Genomic DNA, 18,183 nt, shown 5'->3' with positions numbered 1-18,183 from the left:
GGGTCTGGGATTGGTTGTTTGGGTGACAGGATCAGGCCGTCCGGAGAATGCGGCAAAAGGGATTATTGCCTGGCACGACTCAAGAGATTGTCACAGTGAATTGCAATGCAAAAAAGCCTTACGCGGCTGGAAAAGGATTTTAGGCATAAAATTTTTGCGAGCCGCAGTCAGGTATATTTTCGGAGGGTTTCATGAAAAAACGCTTAATCACTGTACTTTTGTTGGTAAGCTCTATTCCATTACTTATTGCGTCGGTGCTTTCCTATTTTATGTTTGAATCCAAAGTGATTGACGACTACAATAAAGCGAGCCTGGAAAAAGCGGCATCCATTCAAAATGATGTGCATTATTTTATCAACCGGAATATGGATGCGCTGCGCATACTGTCCAAGCACCGGACCGTTATCGGTATGGACCCGGCGGCTATCAGACCTGTTTTGGTGCAGGTGGCGCAAGATTATACGGACATGATTTTCCTCGTCGATAATCTGGGCGGTCAGCAGATTGCCCGCAGCGACGATTTGAAATTCGCTAACGTGGCGGACAGGGCTTTTTTTAAAAAAGCGGTCAGCGGGCAGGAAGCCATCTCGGAAATCGTCATCAGCCGGACGACAAAATTGCCGACTATCGCCCCTGCCGTTCCGATCAAAAATGACGCCGGAACAGTGGTCGGGGTTATTCAGGGATCTCTGGGGCTTCATAAGATAGATGCCTTTGTAAAGGAACGTTCTGTTAACGGCAGCGTCGTATTCATTGTTGCCCAGGACGGCCGGATTCTCGCCCATCCGGACAGCAATCTCAAACCGGAAGAGAAAGATCTGAGCAGCATCGATTATATCCGTCAGGGCCTTGCCGGCCAAAGCGGCACTGTCGAGACGGAAAACCGCAATGGCCAGAAAGTGCTGGTCCACTATGTGTTTGACCGGGACAACGGCTGGCTGATTTGTATCGAGACGCCGTATGAAGTTCTGCTGGCCCAAACCAGAGGAATCCTGTACAACATGTTGCTGTTGCTGGCTGTGACAATGCTGTTAGCGGCAATAGCGGGTTATTGTATTGCCGGCAGAATTGTTAACCCGGTAACGGCTCTGGTCAGCCGGTTTAAAGAAGTAGCCGGCGGCAACCTGACCGTGGACGAGGTCAGAGTGAACTCACAGGATGAAATCGGTCAACTGGGCGCGGCTTTCAATGCGATGCTGGTCAATTTAAGAAATATTGTGCGGCAGGTTGCCAGGTCCGCCGAGCAGGTCGCCGCTTCCAGCCAGCAGCTGACAGCCAGTGCCAATGAGTCGGCTCAGGCAACAAACCAGGTGGCGGGAATTGTGACGGATCTTGCTCAGAGACTGGATGCCCAAATAGATTCGGTGCGGAACACTTCCCATGTGGCGGATGCCATTGGTTCGGAAGTGCGGCAAGTTGCCCGGGATACTGCCTCAGTGGCCGACAGTTCGGATAAAACGGCAAAAGCTTCCATCGACGGAGAGACGGCCGTCGATGCTGCCATCAGTCAGATGGACAATATTAAAACGGTTGTTACGGATTCAGCCCGGGCGGTGGGCAAGTTGGGAGAGCGTTCCAAAGAAATCGGGCAAATCATTGATACGATTTCCAATATAGCCGGTCAAACCAACCTGCTTGCTTTAAACGCCGCGATTGAGGCGGCCAGAGCAGGCGAGCAGGGAAAAGGGTTTGCCGTAGTAGCGGAAGAAGTCCGGAAATTAGCGGAGCAGTCACAGGAAGCAGCCAAGAAGATCGGATCTTTGGTCGGAGAAATTCAAAGCGAGACAGATGCTGCCGTCGATGTTATGACCGCAGGGGTGCAGGCCGTGCAGGTGGGCACGGAGGTGGTGTCCAGGGCTGGTTCTGCCTTTTCCGAAATATCGGGGCTCATTCAAGAGGTTTCCCGTCAGGTTACCGCAACGACCGGGGTCGTACAGCAGACGGCTCAGGGCAGTGAAAAGATCGTTGCCTCCGTGCAGAATATCGAGGAAATTTGCCGGGCGATTCACGATCAGTCCCAGATGGTTTCCGCGACAACGGAAGAACAGTCGGCTGCCGCGGAGGAAATTGCTGCATCCAGCCAGTCACTGGCCAAGCTGGCCGAGGAACTGCGGCAGGCTGTCGGCAAATTTAGAATGTAGCAGAAGGCAGTGACCCCCAAACCAAAATAAAACCATAAGAAAAATAAAAAGCCAGACAACAGGGCAACAGATAATCTGCGCGCTCCCCGCTGTCTGGCTTTTTTATCAGTCGAATTTACAATGCCCTGAGTGGCCTGAAACCGGCATGTATCATATATCGGTCATGGCGGATCACAATCCTTGCAGAAGCCAAATATCTCAAGATTATGACCCATTACACGAAAGTCCTCATCTGCGAGCTGGGGTATAAATTTCTCCATCGGGCAGTTGTCTATGGCTATGATCTTGCGGCAATTCATGCAGACGGCATAATGTTTATGCTTAAAACGATTGAGTTCGTACACCGCCATTTCATGATTCATCACGTTGGTTTTAATCACTACGCCTTTTTTCACGAAAAGCTCCAATGTGCGGTAGACGGTGGACAACCAGGCGGAACCGCCGCTTCTTTCCATCTTTGTGCATATATCCGCTGCGCTTAGCGGTTTTTCAGAGTTGTTCAATATCGAGAGCATACTTTCCCGCTGCCTGGTTCGCTTTATTCCCGCAGGCCAGTTGTTCTGCCCCTCTTTCATGGGTTTACCTCCTCAAAAGGGCTTTGCCGCTTTTCTCTCTATCCGGCGGATATTGGCTGTAAATATCATTATATAGAAGTTTGGATTTAGCCGATCTTTTTTGGAAGAATATACAATTTTCGTATTGTACAGATGCATATTATTCGCATTTACATTTATTATAGAATGGCGATGCCGCAAAGTCAATCTTCCGAAAAGCGCCGGCCTGGACGCCTCATTTACTGCTGCTGCGGATGGCGGCGCTGATCCCGGACGGCACTTTCCTTGCCAGCAGAACCAAAACAAGGACAGCGACCGAAATAAGGGCGGTAAAGCCGCCGGGAGCGACATTGAGATAATAGGAAATAAACAATCCCAGCATGATGTCTATGACACTGAAAACAATGGAAAGCAGCAGCGTGAGTTTAAATCCCTTTCCCAGCTGCAGCGCCGTGGCAACGGGAAGGGCAATCATGGAGCTGAGCACCAGTACGCCCACGATCCGTATGGATACGGCGATGGCGGCGGCCACCAGGATGGAAAAAACGTAATTGATCAGCTTGACTCTGACGCCTGCTATCTTGGCAGCCTCCTCGTCATAGGCGATATAGATCATCTGATGGTATAGAAAGACAAGAGTCAAAACGGAAACCGCGCTGAGGATCAGTACCATCATCATGTCAAAGCGGGTTACAGTCAGAATGCTGCCGAACAGAAAGGAATCGGCATTGGCGCGGAGTTTGCCGGAACTGATAATGGTAATGGCAGTGCCTACGCTCAGCGAAAACACAATGGTGAGAATCAAATCGGTGTACTTTTTGAAATAACTGCGCAGGAATTCAATCAGCATGCCGCAGAGAGAGGTAAAGAGGAATGCGCCCAGAATCGGGTTTTGGCTGGACAGCAGCCCGAGGGTGATGCCGGCCAGTGAGGCGTGAGACAAGGTGTCCCCGATCATGGAATAGCGGCGGAGGACCAAAAAGATACCGATGCAGGGACATAAAATCGAAATAAATACGGAAACGAAAATGGCGTTTTGCATGAAGCTGTAACTAAGCATGGATATCATTCTTATCATCCCTATCATCTTTTGCCTTGTTTTTCAAAAACTCATCGGCATATTGCCGCGGAGTGCAGAGATGCCCCTGCCCGCCCGTCAGATGGTAAATCAGTGTGGAGTTGGCAATGGCGGCGGCCAGATTGTGCTCCACGGAAACAATGGTGATGCCATTTTCCTGGTTTATTTTTTTTAAGAAAGCATAAATCTCTTTTTGACTGGTTACATCCACCCCGGTCGACGGCTCGTCCAGAATCAGCAAATCCGGGTTTCCCATCAATGCTCTCGCAATGAGTATTTTTTGGCTCTGACCTCCGGAGAGGGTGCCCATCAGTGCATCCCTAAAGCCGGACATTCCGACCTGTTCCAGATTTTCCGCGATCGTAGCCTTGCTTTTGATCTTCAATAATCGACGGTAAGAATCCAGCGCCTCATAAACCGTAATGGGGAAATCGGAGTTGGAGAAATCATTCTTTTGCGGGACATAGCCGATTCTCTTCGCCTGAGATACGATGCTGCCGCTGCCGGGTTTTATGAATTTCAGCAGCAGCCGCATCAGCGTGCTCTTACCGCTGCCGTTTTCACCCACTACCGATACATATTCGCCGTCACGTATCTCCAGATTGATGCCGTCCAGCACATACGGCGGCGAACCCGTATAAGAAAAGAATAATTTTTCGGCTTTAATCATGAGCAACACCCTTTCACACCGCGAGCCATAAATGAGTCCTGTCAAGTGCAAATGCCTATCATTTGCACTTGACAGGAATATCCTGACAGGCTATTATATATTATAGATGCAAATGGGAAGCATTTGCAAGTACAATTTGGAGGTTGGTAAAATGTTGAAAAGGTGGGCGGCAGTGCTGCTGTGCCTGATTTCTGCTGTGAGCTTTTCGGCCTGCAGCCGCAATAATAACCCGGTGACCCAGCCGGAACAAGGCAAGATCAAGGTTACCGTCAGTTTTAACGCCATGAAGGAGTTCGCTGAGGCTGTCGGCAAGGATAAGGTGGAGATCACGGCGATGATCCCCGCCGGTACGGAACCCCATGATTTTGAGCCAAAGGCCCAGGATCTCGTTGCCCTCAGCAGCGCCAAGGTCTTTGTGTACAGCGGGATGGGAATGGAACCATGGGCGGAGAAAGCGGTTCAAGCCGCCAACAATGCGAATCTGATCAGCGTGGAAGCGTCCAGGGGCGCCGATGCAATTAAGAATACCGAACCTGAGGAAATCGAAGAACACGGGCAATATGACCCCCATATCTGGCTCAGCCTGAAGGGGGCTGAACTCGCCGTCAAAAACATCAAGGACGCTTTGGTCAAGGCAGACCCCGCCAATAGAGACTTTTATGAAAAAAACTGCAATGACTACGTCTCCCAACTGGAGGGCCTTTATAAAGAATATAACGAGAAATTCCAGGCTGTGGGGAAAAAGAGTTTTGTAACAGGGCACGCCGCCTTTGCCTATCTCTGCCGGGATTTTGGCTTAGAGCAAAACAGCGTGGAAGACACCTTTGCCGAGGGGGAGCCCACGGCAAAGCAATTGGCCGAGCTCGTAGAATATTGCAAGAAAAATAAAGTAACGACTATTTTTGCCGAAGAAATGGCAAGCCCCGATGTTTCCAAAACGCTGGCCAATGAAGTCGGGGCGAAGGTGGAAACCATCTACACAATGGAGAGCAACGAGGATGATTTGACCTATCTGCAGCGGATGAGGCATAATCTGTCCAAGATTTATGACAGCCTGACCAAGTAATCATATCCTTACTTAAGCCAAAAGGGCCTGAAATGGTGTTCTGAACACGCATTTCAGGCCCTTTTTATTCTTCGGAGCTTTCCCGGGTCATTGCTTCAGTATTTGTGATTGATTTTTTGCTGATTACATGCCGGGTGAAGCAAGTTAAGCAAGGATATTGGATCCTGCCTGTGCAATATAATCATAAAAAGCTCTGATAATAGAAGAGCGGAAGCATGTATACCATTTACTTATTCTTAAAGGAGTAATTAGGATGGATTTAAAAGCATTGCGCAAGGCTTGTGAAGCGGAACATTATGTTTTTGACGAAAATTTACTGACGACTGTTTTTGTAGCGATAAAACTGGGAAAACCACTGCTCATCGAGGGGGCGGCCGGCGTGGGGAAAACGGAGGTCGCCAAGGTTCTGGCGGCGGCTTTCGGCGTTGAACTCATACGGCTGCAATGCTATGCCGGCCTGGACGAGGCCAAGGCGTTATACGAATGGAATTACCAGAAGCAGCTGCTGAGCATTCAGCTTGATTTGCAGCAGAATACCGCATACAGCAGCGAACAGAAGCTGGAAAGCCTTTTCAGCCGGGATTTTCTCCTGGAACGGCCGCTTCTGAGGGCGATCGGCAGTGACGCCGCCCAAGTGCTGCTCATCGACGAGATCGATAAGTCGGATGAAGAATTTGAAGCCTTTCTCCTGGAACTGCTGTCGGATTTTCAGGTGTCCATCCCGGAACTGGGAACGATACGGGCCCAAAACAAGCCTGTCATCGTCCTTACGAGCAATAATACGCGGCAGCTTTCCGACGCATTGCGGCGGAGATGCGCCTATCTGTTCATCGATTATCCCTCCGCCGAAAAGGAAATTGCCATCATCCATGCCAAGGTCGCAGGCGTGCCGGCAAAGCTTGCTTCCGATATCGCGGCGGCGGTAGCCTGTCTGCGGCAAAACGAGAAAATATTCAAAAAGCCTTCCATCGCCGAGACCCTTGACTGGGTAGCGGCGCTGACCGCCCTTGACAAAAAGCGGCTGGATGAGGAGAGTGCCATGAAAACGCTGGGTTTTGTATTGAAAAACCAGGAGGATATCCTGGAATTTACGGAGGCCGGCGGCTTTGGAAAATGCATTGCTGAGCAACTTCGTTAAATTTATTCATATTCTGCGCCTTGCCGGCGTAAGAGTGAGCCTGTCGGAATCCATGGACGCCGCCCGCGCCCTTTCCTGCATCGACGTTCTGGACAGGAGCCGCGTCAAGGCGGCGTTGTCGGCGTGCCTGGCCAAGAGCGAGGCGGAACGCAATCTTTTTTCCGAATCCTTTGACCGGTTTTTCATCGATCCGGCAGATAAGAACGCATATGTGGAACATAAATCGCAAGCCAGAAAGAAAGAGCGGCAGGAGATACTGCAAGGGGCGTCGGAGCTGCAATATCAGGGTCAGGGACTGGACATCAGCGACGAGTTGAAAGAGGTCTATGCAAGGATTACCGCGGAAGACCGCAAGAGCATCCTGGATTTTCTGGACAGAAGCTCCACCGGCAAAAATATGCCGCCTCGATTCAAGCCCATCGCGGAAAACGTGATCAAGGGAAGGCTGAATCACCTGAAAAATAAATATGGAAGGTCCCCTGACCATGACAGCGTTTTTAACCGTGCGGTTTCCGAAGCCGGGATCATTGCCGAGGATGTGCTGGAAGCCGTCCGCGGGGAAAACAGCCTGATGCATCAAAATTTAAGCACCATTAATGATAAGGATATGCCGGCTGTCATCCAGCTGATCAGGGCGATGGCGGAAAAACTGAGAAAAAGCCCGCGCAGCAGGCAGCGGATTTTGAAGCGGGCAGGGCTTGACTTCAAAAGAACGATCAGCTCCGGCATCGCGGCGGGAGGGATCCCGTTCAAGCTGAAATACAAGACCAAGCGCGGACAAAAACAGCGGCTTCTCACTCTTTGCGACGTTTCTTCCTCCATGTACCGGTTTTCGGGCTTTGTGCTGAATTTTATCGCCTATCTTCACTTTGAGGTTTCCAATGCCGACCATTATATTTTCTCCACGGATGTCGAGCACCTCAATATCCGTAAATTCACCACCTCTGCGAATATTGAGCGGGAGATCACCGAAAGCAGGGTATGGAAGCAAGGGACCGACATCAGCCGCGCCATCCGTCATATCCTGAGGGACCGGTTCGTAGTTTTGAATTCTTCCACCAGCGTAATCATTGTCAGTGATGCGAAAACGCTAAATGCAGCCGATGCGGCGGAAGGAATGCAGCAGCTTGGCGCCAAGGTAAAAAAAATCTACTGGCTCAACCCTGTTCAGGAGTCGGATTGGGCCTCCATCGCCGGCATTGAAGGACTGAGGCCGCATTGTACCATGCTGGACTGCAGCACCTTAGAAAAGCTGAGCAAAGCCTGCGAAAGATTCGGCCATAGGTTTTAGCTGCCTTCCTTTTTCTTACCCCGTTTCGATCTGGACCTGGATTTCCGTTAAAAATTCTGCTGTCAGCATGGTTTCGTGGTTATCAATTCTATAAAGTTCGAAAGGGTTTCCTAAAATTGTATAGTTATTCTCCTTAGCATGGGAGAGAACGTCCCTTATCCGCTCCGCGCTCTGTCGGTAGTCTCCCCGGTAAAAAAGCGAGAGGTACTGGCCTGCCGGAAAAACAAAGTCGCAATCCTTCATTTTTTGCTCCAGGATAAAGAATACCGAGCGGAACAGGCCCGAACGCCCCTGGGTGAGGTCCTCCATAGACTGAAAAGCGCCCAGCGGCTGATTGCCAAAAAGGTGCATCTTATCTTCATACTTCCGGTGGAGCTTCTTGAAGGCGAAGTCCATTTCCTCGTCCCTGGTAATGTCGGCATTCAATTGCAAACAGAAGCGCTCCGGAAATGATTTAACCGTAAAGACACCGGCAGGGGTGTGCGATAAGCTTTCTAAATAAACCATTCGTTTCCGGATGGATTGCAGTGAGGCGTTGAGGGTTTTCAACTGCTTTTGGATAAGCAGCTCCTCGTCCCGCAGCAGGGTCATCGTGTTGCCGATGCTCTGGCGGTCCAGGTACTCCTTGATCTGCGCCATGGAGAAACCCAGTTGACGCAGGTCGCGGATGATATTCAGCTTGTAGATATCCTTGAGAATATAAAGCCGGTAACCATTCCGCCCCCGCCGGGGAGTCAGCACCCCGATCTTTTCATAGTAACGCAGGGAATCGACCCCGATCCCATAAAGCTTTGAAATCTCGCTGATTGTATAATTATCCTTCATAATGACTCACCAACCTTTCATAGCGGGAACCAGGCGCTTGACATTGGCACTGTACCAGGGTTTACGCTATATATGCGGCTGCTTGCAGGCGGCTGCATAGAACCATATCAAAGGTTGGTATTATTATGGCAGTAAAAAGGAAAAATTTCAACTTTGAAGAAGGGCGCCAAAAGCTGTTTACTCCCGGCCGGGTCGCGGCCATTCTGGCCGGCGCCGCTATTCTTTCGTTCGGAATATATAATATTCATCAACGGACGGATATTACCGAAGGCGGCGTGCTGGGAATGATTCTGCTGCTCAATCACTGGTTCGGCATTTCCCCGGCCGTCACCACGCCGGTGCTGGATGTCCTCTGTTATGCTTTCGCGTTCCGGCATCTCGGCAAGAACTTCCTCAAGGTCTCACTCATATCCACCCTCAGCTTCGCCGGCTTCTTTCATCTGTGGGAGCAGTTTCCCCCGCTGCTGCCCGACCTCTCGTCCTATTCTTTGGCTGCGGCCATTTTGGGAGGTGTCTTGGTTGGAAGCGGCGTCGGCCTGGTAGTACGGCAGGGGGCCTCCTGCGGCGGCGACGACGCCCTGGCGCTGACCATCTCAAAACTCACCGGCTGCCGTATTTCCCGGGCCTATTTAGTCGCCGACATCTCTGTTCTGCTGCTTTCGCTTACCTATATTCCGGCTCAACATATCGCATTCTCTCTGCTAACAGTCACCATCTCGTCGCTATTGGTCGACTTCATGCAAAATTTTAGCTATAGGACCAAGCCGGAAAAAGAGACCCGGTCCGAACGCCGCGCAGCCGTGAGCGAGCCGGCGAAAGAGCACAGTCATGCGCCGGGAAATCTGCGATCAGATGGGCATCAAAAAGGATACCCTACCAAGCTCTGAGTTCTGGACACACTGATCATTATAGTGCCCGAAGAGAGAGTTAAAAGGCGGTGTTGCCGGCGATAAATTTATATCGCCGGCAACACCGCCTTTTTATTTGCAGTAAAAACAACCGTTAGAAACTTGGCGGAGTTACGGCAAAGATAACAGTTGCTTCGGTTTCATCACGGTTTTCCCACATATGCGGCAGGCTGGGGGGGATTTTTACACTATCGCCTTCACCCAGCTCCTCGACCGAGTCGCCCAGATATAATGTGAGCGTCCCTGACATTACATAGGCGATTTCTTCCCCTATATGGGATAAAGGGATTTGCGCCGTCTGGGAGTGCGGGGGAACGGTCATTAAAACCATTTCGATGGCCCCGTTTAGGTCCGGGGAAAGCAGCGTGTATTCCCAATTGCTATGAGGAAAGATGATTTTTTTCCGGTTGTCAGCGCGGGTAATCAAGTTATTAACAGCTGCAGGCTCGATAAACAGGCTGAAAAGCGGCACATCCAATGAGACTGCAATCATGCGAAGTGTATTGAGTGAGGGGTTGGCAAGTCCGCGTTCAATTTGGCTTAACAAGGAAGGGGTAACGTTAAGTTTTTCCGCCAGCTGGCGAAGACTGAGATTTTTGGCAGCCCGCGCAGCGGCAATTCGCTGTCCCAGCTCTACGCTGTCATCAGTATTGTGCATTACCAGATTCTCCTAACCAGAGTATTTTATATTTAATACAATTTAATATTAGCAGAACCAATGCCACTTCACAACCCATTCACTCTGTTTGCGGTTCGTTCTGATTCCTGCAGACTAGATTCGAATAAAATTTTTAATATTTCAAATCAGTAGTCCTTTAAAAGTATTGCAAATATTATGGACATGATGTATATTAAATGTAATTGAACAATTAAATATTATTTAAGTAAAATGCATTTAATTAAATAATATTTAAAGAAATTACTCAAAGACCAACCCTTGTACAAAAAAATTTAGAAAGAAGGTACAAAATGAAAAAAGTAGTGTACACAGAGCAAGCACCACCGGCAATTGGTCCATATTCCCAGGCAATTGCCGCCAACGGCCTTTTGTTTGTATCCGGACAAATTCCGGTAAACCCGGCTAACGGCGAAATCAGTACTGACGTTAAAAGACAAGCGGAACAGTCATTGTCCAATCTAAAAGCTATTTTAGCCGCCGCCGGAAGAACAACGGCGGATGTAGTTAAAACAACCATCTTTATTAAAAACATGAATGATTTTGCCGCCATTAATGAAGTATATGCCGGTGTGTTTGCCGAAAATCCCCCGGCCCGCTCGTGTGTCGAAGTCGCCCGGCTGCCCAAGGACGTGCTGGTGGAGATCGAAGCCATTGCTGCATTAAATTAAAATAAATGGGGAGGTTTAGCTGTGGACTTAAATACAATTATTAACAGCCCGGGAATGTGGCTTGCTTCCAGCGTTATGGTGATTGTTATACTGGTTCAGAGCATTGTTTTTCTGCGGGAAGCCTTTCAAGCGGCGGACAGGTTAAATATGCCACGGAAACAGTGCTATGCCGGCATGAGGTCGGCGATGATTACGGCTCTGGGGCCGGCTTTTGCCCCCGTTATTGTTTTGCTGGCCCTGATCGCTGTCGTAGGTGCGCCTACCGCCTGGATGCGGCTGAACGATATCGGAGCCGCCCGGACAGAATTGGCAATCGTTACGTTAGCTTCAAAAGTGATTGGGGTTGACCCCCAATCGGCGGCGTTTAATTTAAAAGCCTATACCTATTCTTTATGGGGAATGGCGCTCAACAATATGGGCTGGATGCTGGTGGCCCTGTTGTTTACCCACAAAATGAGCGGTATGGTAACCAAACTGAATCAAAAATATGATCCAAAATGGATGAAATATTTAATGACCGGAGCGACGGTGGGCCTGTTTGCATTTCTGCTGTCGGGACAGTTGATCGGCGCCAAGGCGGATAAATGGTATGCGGCCTTTATTGCAGCCGCCTGCATGCTGTGTATTTCCAAACTGTTTAGGAAGCATCAACGCCTGCAGGAGCTGGCGCTCGGGATATCCATGCTGGTAGGGATGATGCTGGCAACGGCGATAGTGTAAAAGGCTGAAAGGAGATGTTACCATGAATAGCGACCAGTTCAATTTAAATTCACGCTTGATAAAAATCGGGGTCATAACCTTGACTGTAGGCATTGTCGCCAATTTTATTCCGGTTGCCTACCTGTGGATGGCTTATGGCGAGATTCCACCGTTTCAGGATATTTTAAAAATATGGACGATAGCCCTTGTAACCTTTGGGGTTTCCTGGCTGGTGCAGCCCATTACGTTTTTTAGCTTACTGGGAACCAGCGGTTCGTATATTGGCTGGCTGGCGGGAAGCGTTGCCGACATAAGATGCCCGGCGGTCACTATGGCGCAAAAAGTCACCGGCTATGAGGCAGGTACACCCGAAGGAGAAGTTATATCTACGATGGGCATTGCCGGGTCCATACTGGTGTCCTTATCCCTGATCACCGTTTTTACCATTATCGGCGCCAATATCATCGATATCCTGCCGCCCTTTATCAAGGAATCCTTTAAAGTCATTTTACCGGCGGTATTCGGTGCGGTTTATGTGGAGCTGGCCAGTAAGCATCTTAAGATGGGGGCGGCAACCATTTTAGCGGCGCTGGGGCTGAGCTTTCTGGCTATCCAATGGGGCGTGCCCGGTTGGGTGCTGAATATAGCCATCATCGGCGCCGGCATTGTAATTGCCAGGATTCAATATCTAAGCGAAGTGAAGAGGAGTGAGAGTGGGACCAATGCTTGATCTGAAAATTATTAACGGCAAGATCATTGATGGCAGCGGTAAGGCGGCTTATGCCGGCGATATCGGGATTATGAAGGATAAGATCGCGGCAATTGGCGACCTCAGTGAACAGGAGAGCGTTAAGACGGTCAATGCCAATGGCAACGTTGTGGCGCCTGGTTTTATCGATATGCATACTCATTCCGATCTGTCCTTTAAATATGACAGGCAGGCCAGCAGCAAGCTTTACAGCGGCGTAACCACAGAGGTAATCGGCAACTGCGGCATCGGGGTAGCGCCGGTGCGGGAAGAAAACAGAAAGCTGTTGATCGACTATCTGGGCACCCGTCTTATTGGCTCAATCCCGGTTAACCTGGAACTGCCCTGGACGAGCTTCAGCGAATATTTAAGCTGGTTTGCCAGCAATCCCCCGTCGATCAATCTTGCGCCCCTTTTAGGGCAGGGCGTAGTACGCATTGCGGTCATGGGATTTGCCAAAGGCATGCCCAATGCCGGCGAATTGAAAGACATGCAGCAGGTTACCGATACGGCGATGTCTGAGGGAGCTTTAGGGTTAAGCACCGGACTGGTGTATCTTCCCGGCGAATATTCTTCCAAGGAAGAAATTGCTGAATTGTGTAAAATGATGATACCTTACCGGGGTATTTATTGCACCCATATGCGCACCGAAAGCGACGGTATTATGGATGCGATTGACGAAGCCCTTTGGATCGGCGGGACGGGCGGTGTGCCTGTTCACATTTCCCATCTAAAACTTTTGAGTCAAAACATGCTGGGTAAAACCGACCTCGTGCTGGAGCGCATGGAAAAAGCGGAGCGTTCGGGTATCGAAGTATCTTATGATATTTATCCTTATACTGCGGGTTTGACTTCTCTCTCTGCCTGCCTGCCACCGTGGATCTTTGAGGGCGGTGTGGACAAAATGATCGCCCGTCTGAAGGATCAGTCAGTACGGGACAGAATACGCCAAGAAATCGCACAGGGGTTGCCGGGCTGGCAGAATTTCGTCAAATCGGCGGGGGGCTGGGAAAAATTCTTTGTCTCATCTGTGCGCAGTGAAGAAAATAAAAAGCTGGAAGGTAAATTTATTACTGAAATCGGTGAGATGCAAGGCAAAGATCCTTACGATGCGGCGTTTGATTTGCTGATCGCCGAAAACGGCCGGGTGCAGATGAATTATTACGCCATGGCCGAAGAGGATGTCATGACCTTCCTGCGCCAGCCGCGGGCTATGATCGGCTCTGATGCGATGAGCTTATCCACCGAAGGGATTTTATCCTTTGGCAAGCCGCATCCCCGTGCTTTTGGCACCCCGACCAGGCTTTTAGGCCGCTATGTACGGGAAAAGAAAGTGCTTTCCCTGGAGGAAGCCATCAGGAAAATGACCAGCCTGCCGGCCCAGAGACTGGGGCTGAATTCCCGGGGACTCATCCAGGAAGGCTATTATGCCGATGTTGTGATCTTCAACCCCGATACGGTTGAGGACAGGGCGACTTATATAGACCCTAAGCAGCATTCTCGAGGCATTGAGGCTGTCATTGTCAACGGACAGGTTATATTGGAAAATGGTTCCCAAAGGAAAGTCTTTGCAGGAAGAATTTTGGGAAGATAAGCATCTCTTAGATAACTTTTCTATCAGAATAGAAAAAGATGAAGCCTGGTACTAGGCTTCATCTTTTCCCTGAAAAATGGAGGTACTTTACTGTGATAAAGACGCATCAACTTACTACGCCCAGCTTTTTAGTCGATTTGGAAAAATTCGAACAGAATATTAAAGAAACGGCGGAGTTATGCCAATCGAACGGGAAAAAACTCTGCCCGATGGTGAAAACGCATAAAAGCGTCGAGATTGCCGCCATACAACAGGCGCATGGCGCTGCCAGCTTTCTGGCAGGAACGCTGGATGAAGCGGAACAATTAGTGGAGCATGGTTTTCAGGAAATCGTACTGGCTTATCCCGTTGCGGCTGCTGAAAATATTACACGAGTCATAGGCCTGGCCAAAAAGGCTCATGTTATGATAAGTTTCGATGGCTTTGAGGCGGCTTTACAGATGCAAAACCGGCTTGCCGCAGAAAAGCTGCGGATGGATTATTTGGTGATTATCGACTGCGGCTTGCGCCGGTTTGGGGTACGGCCGGAAAAGGTTCTGGAACTTGCCCGGGCCCTGAGCAAGTTATCCGCTTTAAATTTTAAGGGAATTGCAACGCACCCGGGGCACGTTTATGGCGTAAGCTGCTTATCGGAGATTGCCAAAGTGGCCCAAGAAGAGATTTCTGCGCTGGAGACGGCAAAGAACCTGTTGTCTCAGGCCGGATTTGCTGTAGAGATTGTTGCCACAGGCAGTACGCCGACCCTGCCGTTTGCCGCTCAAAATAACACAGTTACCACGCTGCGGCCGGGAAACTATATCTTCTATGATGGGATACAAATAGCCTTAGGTGTCGTGCCGCATGACCGGTGCTCTTTGACTGTTTTGGCAACCGTTATTGCCAATCCCAGCGAAAATCTCTTTATTATAGACGCCGGCAGCAAGTGCTTCGGCCTGGACAAGGGGGCGCACAGCGCAGCTTTGTTGCAAGGGTACGGCATGATAAAAAATCACCCTGAATTGATGGTGGAAGGGCTGTCCGAAGAGGTAGGAAAAATCAAAGCGACAAAAGCCACGGATTTAAAAGTCGGAGACAAAATTGAGGTGATTCCGAACCACGCCTGCGCCGCCGCGAATATGACCAGCTTTTTAGTCGGCCATCGCAATGGCGTAATTGAGAGAATTATAAAAATTGATGCCAGAGGCGGTTCCGCTCTGAACGGAGCGTTAAAAGAATGAGGCGGGGAATCTTATGAAAAGTATCCAGACCAAACTGACACTCACCGTTTTGACTATTTTCTTTGTTGCGCTCAGCTTGCTGGGAGGAATCAATTACTGGAAAGCACGGGGCATCATTACCGAAAATATTACCAAGGATATAACGCGCCAGACTGAAATCTCGGCCGGCGGCCTGGGAGACTGGCTGGAAGCGCGTAAGACCGAACTGGCAATTATGGCCCTGACCCCGGCGGTAAAAAGCGGCGACCGGGAGCTGATTAGACCGCTGATCGCCAACGTCGTCAAAGAAAAAACGATCTATTCTATTATTGGCTATATTTATCCCGACGGGACTGTTGTAAATACGCTGGGGACTTCCGTCAATCTCAGGGAGCGAGAGTACTTCAAGAAGGCGATGCAAGGGGAAAGTTTTATTGCGGATCCTTTTCCGTCCAAAACTTCCGGTCATTTGAACATCGTCGTGTCCGTCCCTGTGAAAGTGAACGGTATGGTAGCAGGGGTGCTTTATGGCGCCATTGATGTGGAGGGACTGACGGAAAGAGTTTTAGACATCAAGGCCGGACGAACCGGATATGGTTATGTGGTACAGGGAGATGGCCTGACTATTTTTCATCCCGACCAGGAAATCGCAATGCAATTCAATCCTCTGCAAGACAGTGATGCGTCGGCTGAACTTCAAACTGCAACCGCGCGGATGATAACCCAGGAGACGGGGTTAATAGAATACGACGAGAAGGGCGTAAATAAAATGATGACTTTTGCGCCTATTCCCGGGGTGAACTGGTCCTTGGCGCTGACCGTGCCGACAGCAGAGATAACAGAGGGGGTATCGTCACTTACCGTCATTTCCTTTATAATCATAGCCGCGGTATTAATCATAGCCGGTTTATTGATCATCTGGTTTGCGCGGCGTATTGCCAAGCCTATTCAAAAACTGGAGATATCGGCTAACCGGATTGCCACGGGCGATTTGTCGCAACAAAAAGTGGATGTCAAGTCCAATGATGAAATTGGCCGGCTGGGCCGGAGTTTTGAACAAATGGCTCTGAACTTGCGGGGACTTATCCAGAAGGTCCAGGGAGCCACCGAGCAAGTTTCAGCTTCGTCAGAACAGCTGACTGCCAGTTCTGCCCAGGCTGCTCAGGCGGCAAACCAGGTGGCCGGCGCGATCAACGATGTGGCGACAGGGGCGGTCAATCAGTTGAAAGCTGTAGATCATACGATTCATATTGTGGAGCAGCTATCCGCAGAGATACAGGAAGCTGCCGCCAACGCCGGCAATGTGACCGCAACAGCGCAGCAGACGCTGACTGCCGCGCAGGAAGGCGGGAAGGCTGTGCAGCAAGCGACCAGCCAAATGGCCAACATTGAAAAATCAGTGGATGATTCCGCAAAAATGGTGGACAAATTAGGGGAACGATCTCAGGAAATAGGCAAGATTGTCGATACCATTGCAGGCATAGCCGGACAAACGAATCTTTTAGCGCTTAACGCCGCCATTGAAGCGGCCCGTGCCGGTGAACAGGGACGCGGATTTGCGGTAGTGGCCGAAGAAGTAAGAAAGCTGGCCGAACAGTCACAGGCTGCCGCTAAACAAATCGCTGAATTGATCACTGAAATCCAAAATGATACGGATAAGACAATAGAGGCTATGAATGAAGGAACGCGTGAAGTAAGGACTGGTACTGAGGTGGTTGATAATGCGGGCCGGAATTTTGGCAGAATCGTGGATCTTATTGGGCGGCTGTCAGGACAGGTTAATGATATTTCAACGGCTATGGAACAAATGGCTGCCAGCAGCCGGAACATTGTAGTTTCGGTTAAAGAAATTGATGATACCAGCAAGCAGTCATCGGCTCATACCCAGACTGTCTCTGCTGCTACGGAGGAGCAACTTGCCTCCATGGAGGAAATTGCATCATCCAGCCAGGCATTGGCTGGTTTAGCCCAAGACCTGCAGACCGCGGCAGCCAGATTCCGGGTGTAGCGGGATATTGCCGCCTCCAGCCTGAGCAACCCTTCCGGTTGGAGTAAAATAGAGATACCTGAAAAATCCTGCGAGTTAACGATGGAACTCGCAGGATTTTGATTTATAGCGGAAAGACAATGCAGTGCAAAATCAACCGGAAGTTGCTGAAGCGGGGCGTGGTATCCGGCGCAGACCCTGTTGGCCGCTTTTTCTATGCCCGGGAGATTTTCGACTTTAGCGCGATGATGCCCATGCGGCTGCCGTGTGCTTCCAGCAGCCCGGCGAATGGACAGAACACCGTCGACGGTTCATGTGCGAAAGCTGTATTTGTGAGGTGGCTTTTATTTATGTTGCTTTGCCTCTTGCGGTTCCTGGATTTGTAAAGAAGCAATAGGCAAGGTGCCTGTCCCTAAACTTTTTTAGAAAAATAGGACAAAAGACCCAAACAAATAGAGTCGATATATATTGCTTATTTTCCATACTTGATCATATAATGAAAACAAGCAAATGAACATACAAAATTATACAAATTTGGCTTAAGCAATTCCAGCCGTCAAACAACTACTCCAGCACACTGATATAACAGGAAGACTTCTTACGCTAACCTACCCTAAACAAACCGGACGGATTTGAAACCGCCGATCAGACCTACGGCTTTCAACTCCTCCTGCAGCTCTAAACCATTGAACCGAGGTGACCCCATGGCAATCAGAAAGCCCCTTTTAGCGCGAAAAATCATGGCCCACCTGGCCCTGTGCACCTTCACCTTCCACCAAACCGTCGCCTTCGCCGGCACCGCCGCCGACCCCAACGCCCAGGCCGGTCAAAGGCCTATAGTCAATCAAGTCAATAACGTCACCGTCGTCGACATCGCCGCCGCCAACAACAAAGGCCTCTCCCACAACAAATATGGCCAATTCAACATATCGCCAAACGGT

Annotated in this window: 17 protein-coding genes and 1 pseudogene; 12 read left to right on the top strand and 6 right to left on the bottom strand. The window is 49.9% G+C overall.

Features of this window, described 5'->3' with window-relative positions:
* Nucleotides 1-191 precede the first annotated feature (191 nt).
* A complete protein-coding gene (locus ALO_RS12655) occupies nt 192-2,141 on the top strand; it encodes a methyl-accepting chemotaxis protein (RefSeq protein WP_004096545.1) in 1,950 nt (649 codons plus the stop codon).
* Between the two features lie 161 nt (nt 2,142-2,302).
* On the opposite strand, the gene ALO_RS12650 is transcribed toward ALO_RS12655, so the two are convergent.
* From ALO_RS12650 to ALO_RS12640, 3 genes are all read right to left on the bottom strand, one after another.
* Nucleotides 2,303-2,716 carry a Fur family transcriptional regulator gene (locus ALO_RS12650; protein WP_004096542.1) on the bottom strand — a complete coding sequence of 138 codons (414 nt, stop codon included), beginning with the start codon at nt 2,714-2,716 and terminating at the stop codon, nt 2,303-2,305.
* 214 nt (nt 2,717-2,930) lie between these two features.
* Nucleotides 2,931-3,755, bottom strand: coding sequence for a metal ABC transporter permease (locus tag ALO_RS12645; RefSeq protein WP_040293396.1), 825 nt, complete (start codon nt 3,753-3,755; stop codon nt 2,931-2,933).
* Entirely contained in the window at nt 3,748-4,443 is a 696-nt protein-coding gene (locus tag ALO_RS12640) for a metal ABC transporter ATP-binding protein (protein ID WP_004096537.1), read from the bottom strand. The genes ALO_RS12645 and ALO_RS12640 overlap by 8 nt, the downstream gene beginning before the upstream one ends.
* A gap of 151 nt (nt 4,444-4,594) precedes the next feature.
* Between ALO_RS12640 and ALO_RS12635 the strand changes: the two genes are divergently transcribed.
* The 3 genes from ALO_RS12635 to ALO_RS12625 all read left to right on the top strand — a co-directional run bounded on the left by ALO_RS12635 (nt 4,595) and on the right by ALO_RS12625 (nt 7,938).
* Entirely contained in the window at nt 4,595-5,509 is a 915-nt protein-coding gene (locus ALO_RS12635; protein WP_004096534.1) for a metal ABC transporter substrate-binding protein, read from the top strand.
* A gap of 253 nt (nt 5,510-5,762) precedes the next feature.
* Nucleotides 5,763-6,647, top strand: a complete 885-nt coding sequence (locus tag ALO_RS12630) for an AAA family ATPase (protein ID WP_004096531.1) — start codon at nt 5,763-5,765, stop codon at nt 6,645-6,647.
* Nucleotides 6,616-7,938 (top strand): VWA domain-containing protein, encoded by a 1,323-nt coding sequence (locus tag ALO_RS12625; RefSeq protein ID WP_004096527.1) that lies wholly within the window; start codon nt 6,616-6,618, stop codon nt 7,936-7,938. The genes ALO_RS12630 and ALO_RS12625 overlap by 32 nt, the downstream gene beginning before the upstream one ends.
* Before the next feature lie 15 nt (nt 7,939-7,953).
* On the opposite strand, the gene ALO_RS12620 is transcribed toward ALO_RS12625, so the two are convergent.
* A complete protein-coding gene (locus ALO_RS12620) occupies nt 7,954-8,763 on the bottom strand; it encodes a MerR family transcriptional regulator (protein WP_004096526.1) in 810 nt (269 codons plus the stop codon).
* A gap of 125 nt (nt 8,764-8,888) precedes the next feature.
* On the opposite strand from ALO_RS12620, the gene ALO_RS12615 reads away from it, so the two are divergent.
* Nucleotides 8,889-9,650: a YitT family protein gene (locus ALO_RS12615; protein ID WP_004096525.1), complete on the top strand. Its 762-nt coding sequence runs from the start codon at nt 8,889-8,891 to the stop codon at nt 9,648-9,650.
* Between the two features lie 115 nt (nt 9,651-9,765).
* Here ALO_RS12615 and ALO_RS12610 read toward each other — a convergent pair whose 3' ends face one another.
* Nucleotides 9,766-10,329, bottom strand: a complete 564-nt coding sequence (locus tag ALO_RS12610) for a helix-turn-helix domain-containing protein (RefSeq protein WP_004096523.1) — start codon at nt 10,327-10,329, stop codon at nt 9,766-9,768.
* Nucleotides 10,330-10,640: 311 nt separating this feature from the next.
* Here ALO_RS12610 and ALO_RS12605 point away from each other — a divergent pair, with 311 nt between their 5' ends.
* From ALO_RS12605 to ALO_RS12575, 7 genes are all read left to right on the top strand, one after another.
* Nucleotides 10,641-11,018, top strand: coding sequence for a RidA family protein (locus tag ALO_RS12605; RefSeq protein WP_004096522.1), 378 nt, complete (start codon nt 10,641-10,643; stop codon nt 11,016-11,018).
* A gap of 21 nt (nt 11,019-11,039) precedes the next feature.
* Nucleotides 11,040-11,738: a DUF5058 family protein gene (locus ALO_RS12600; protein WP_004096520.1), complete on the top strand. Its 699-nt coding sequence runs from the start codon at nt 11,040-11,042 to the stop codon at nt 11,736-11,738.
* Nucleotides 11,739-11,760: 22 nt separating this feature from the next.
* Nucleotides 11,761-12,447 (top strand): hypothetical protein, encoded by a 687-nt coding sequence (locus ALO_RS12595; protein ID WP_004096519.1) that lies wholly within the window; start codon nt 11,761-11,763, stop codon nt 12,445-12,447.
* Nucleotides 12,440-14,059 carry an N-acyl-D-amino-acid deacylase family protein gene (locus tag ALO_RS12590; protein WP_004096518.1) on the top strand — a complete coding sequence of 540 codons (1,620 nt, stop codon included), beginning with the start codon at nt 12,440-12,442 and terminating at the stop codon, nt 14,057-14,059. Before ALO_RS12595 ends, ALO_RS12590 begins: the two co-directional genes overlap by 8 nt.
* Before the next feature lie 92 nt (nt 14,060-14,151).
* Entirely contained in the window at nt 14,152-15,276 is a 1,125-nt protein-coding gene (locus ALO_RS12585; protein ID WP_004096517.1) for an alanine racemase, read from the top strand.
* 13 nt (nt 15,277-15,289) lie between these two features.
* Nucleotides 15,290-17,263 carry a methyl-accepting chemotaxis protein gene (locus ALO_RS12580; RefSeq protein WP_004096516.1) on the top strand — a complete coding sequence of 658 codons (1,974 nt, stop codon included), beginning with the start codon at nt 15,290-15,292 and terminating at the stop codon, nt 17,261-17,263.
* A gap of 119 nt (nt 17,264-17,382) precedes the next feature.
* On the top strand, nt 17,383-17,628 hold the full coding sequence (locus tag ALO_RS12575; protein ID WP_004096515.1) for a hypothetical protein: 246 nt from the start codon (nt 17,383-17,385) through the stop codon (nt 17,626-17,628).
* Between the two features lie 339 nt (nt 17,629-17,967).
* Here ALO_RS12575 and ALO_RS23190 read toward each other — a convergent pair.
* A pseudogene (locus ALO_RS23190) lies at nt 17,968-18,183 on the bottom strand (hypothetical protein); the annotation flags it as partial.

Origin of the sequence: Acetonema longum DSM 6540 (assembly GCF_000219125.1) — a bacterium.
GTDB lineage: Bacteria > Bacillota > Negativicutes > Sporomusales > Acetonemataceae > Acetonema > Acetonema longum.
Note: the sequence above shows the minus strand (reverse complement) of the source record. Positions and strands in the feature narration are given on the sequence as shown.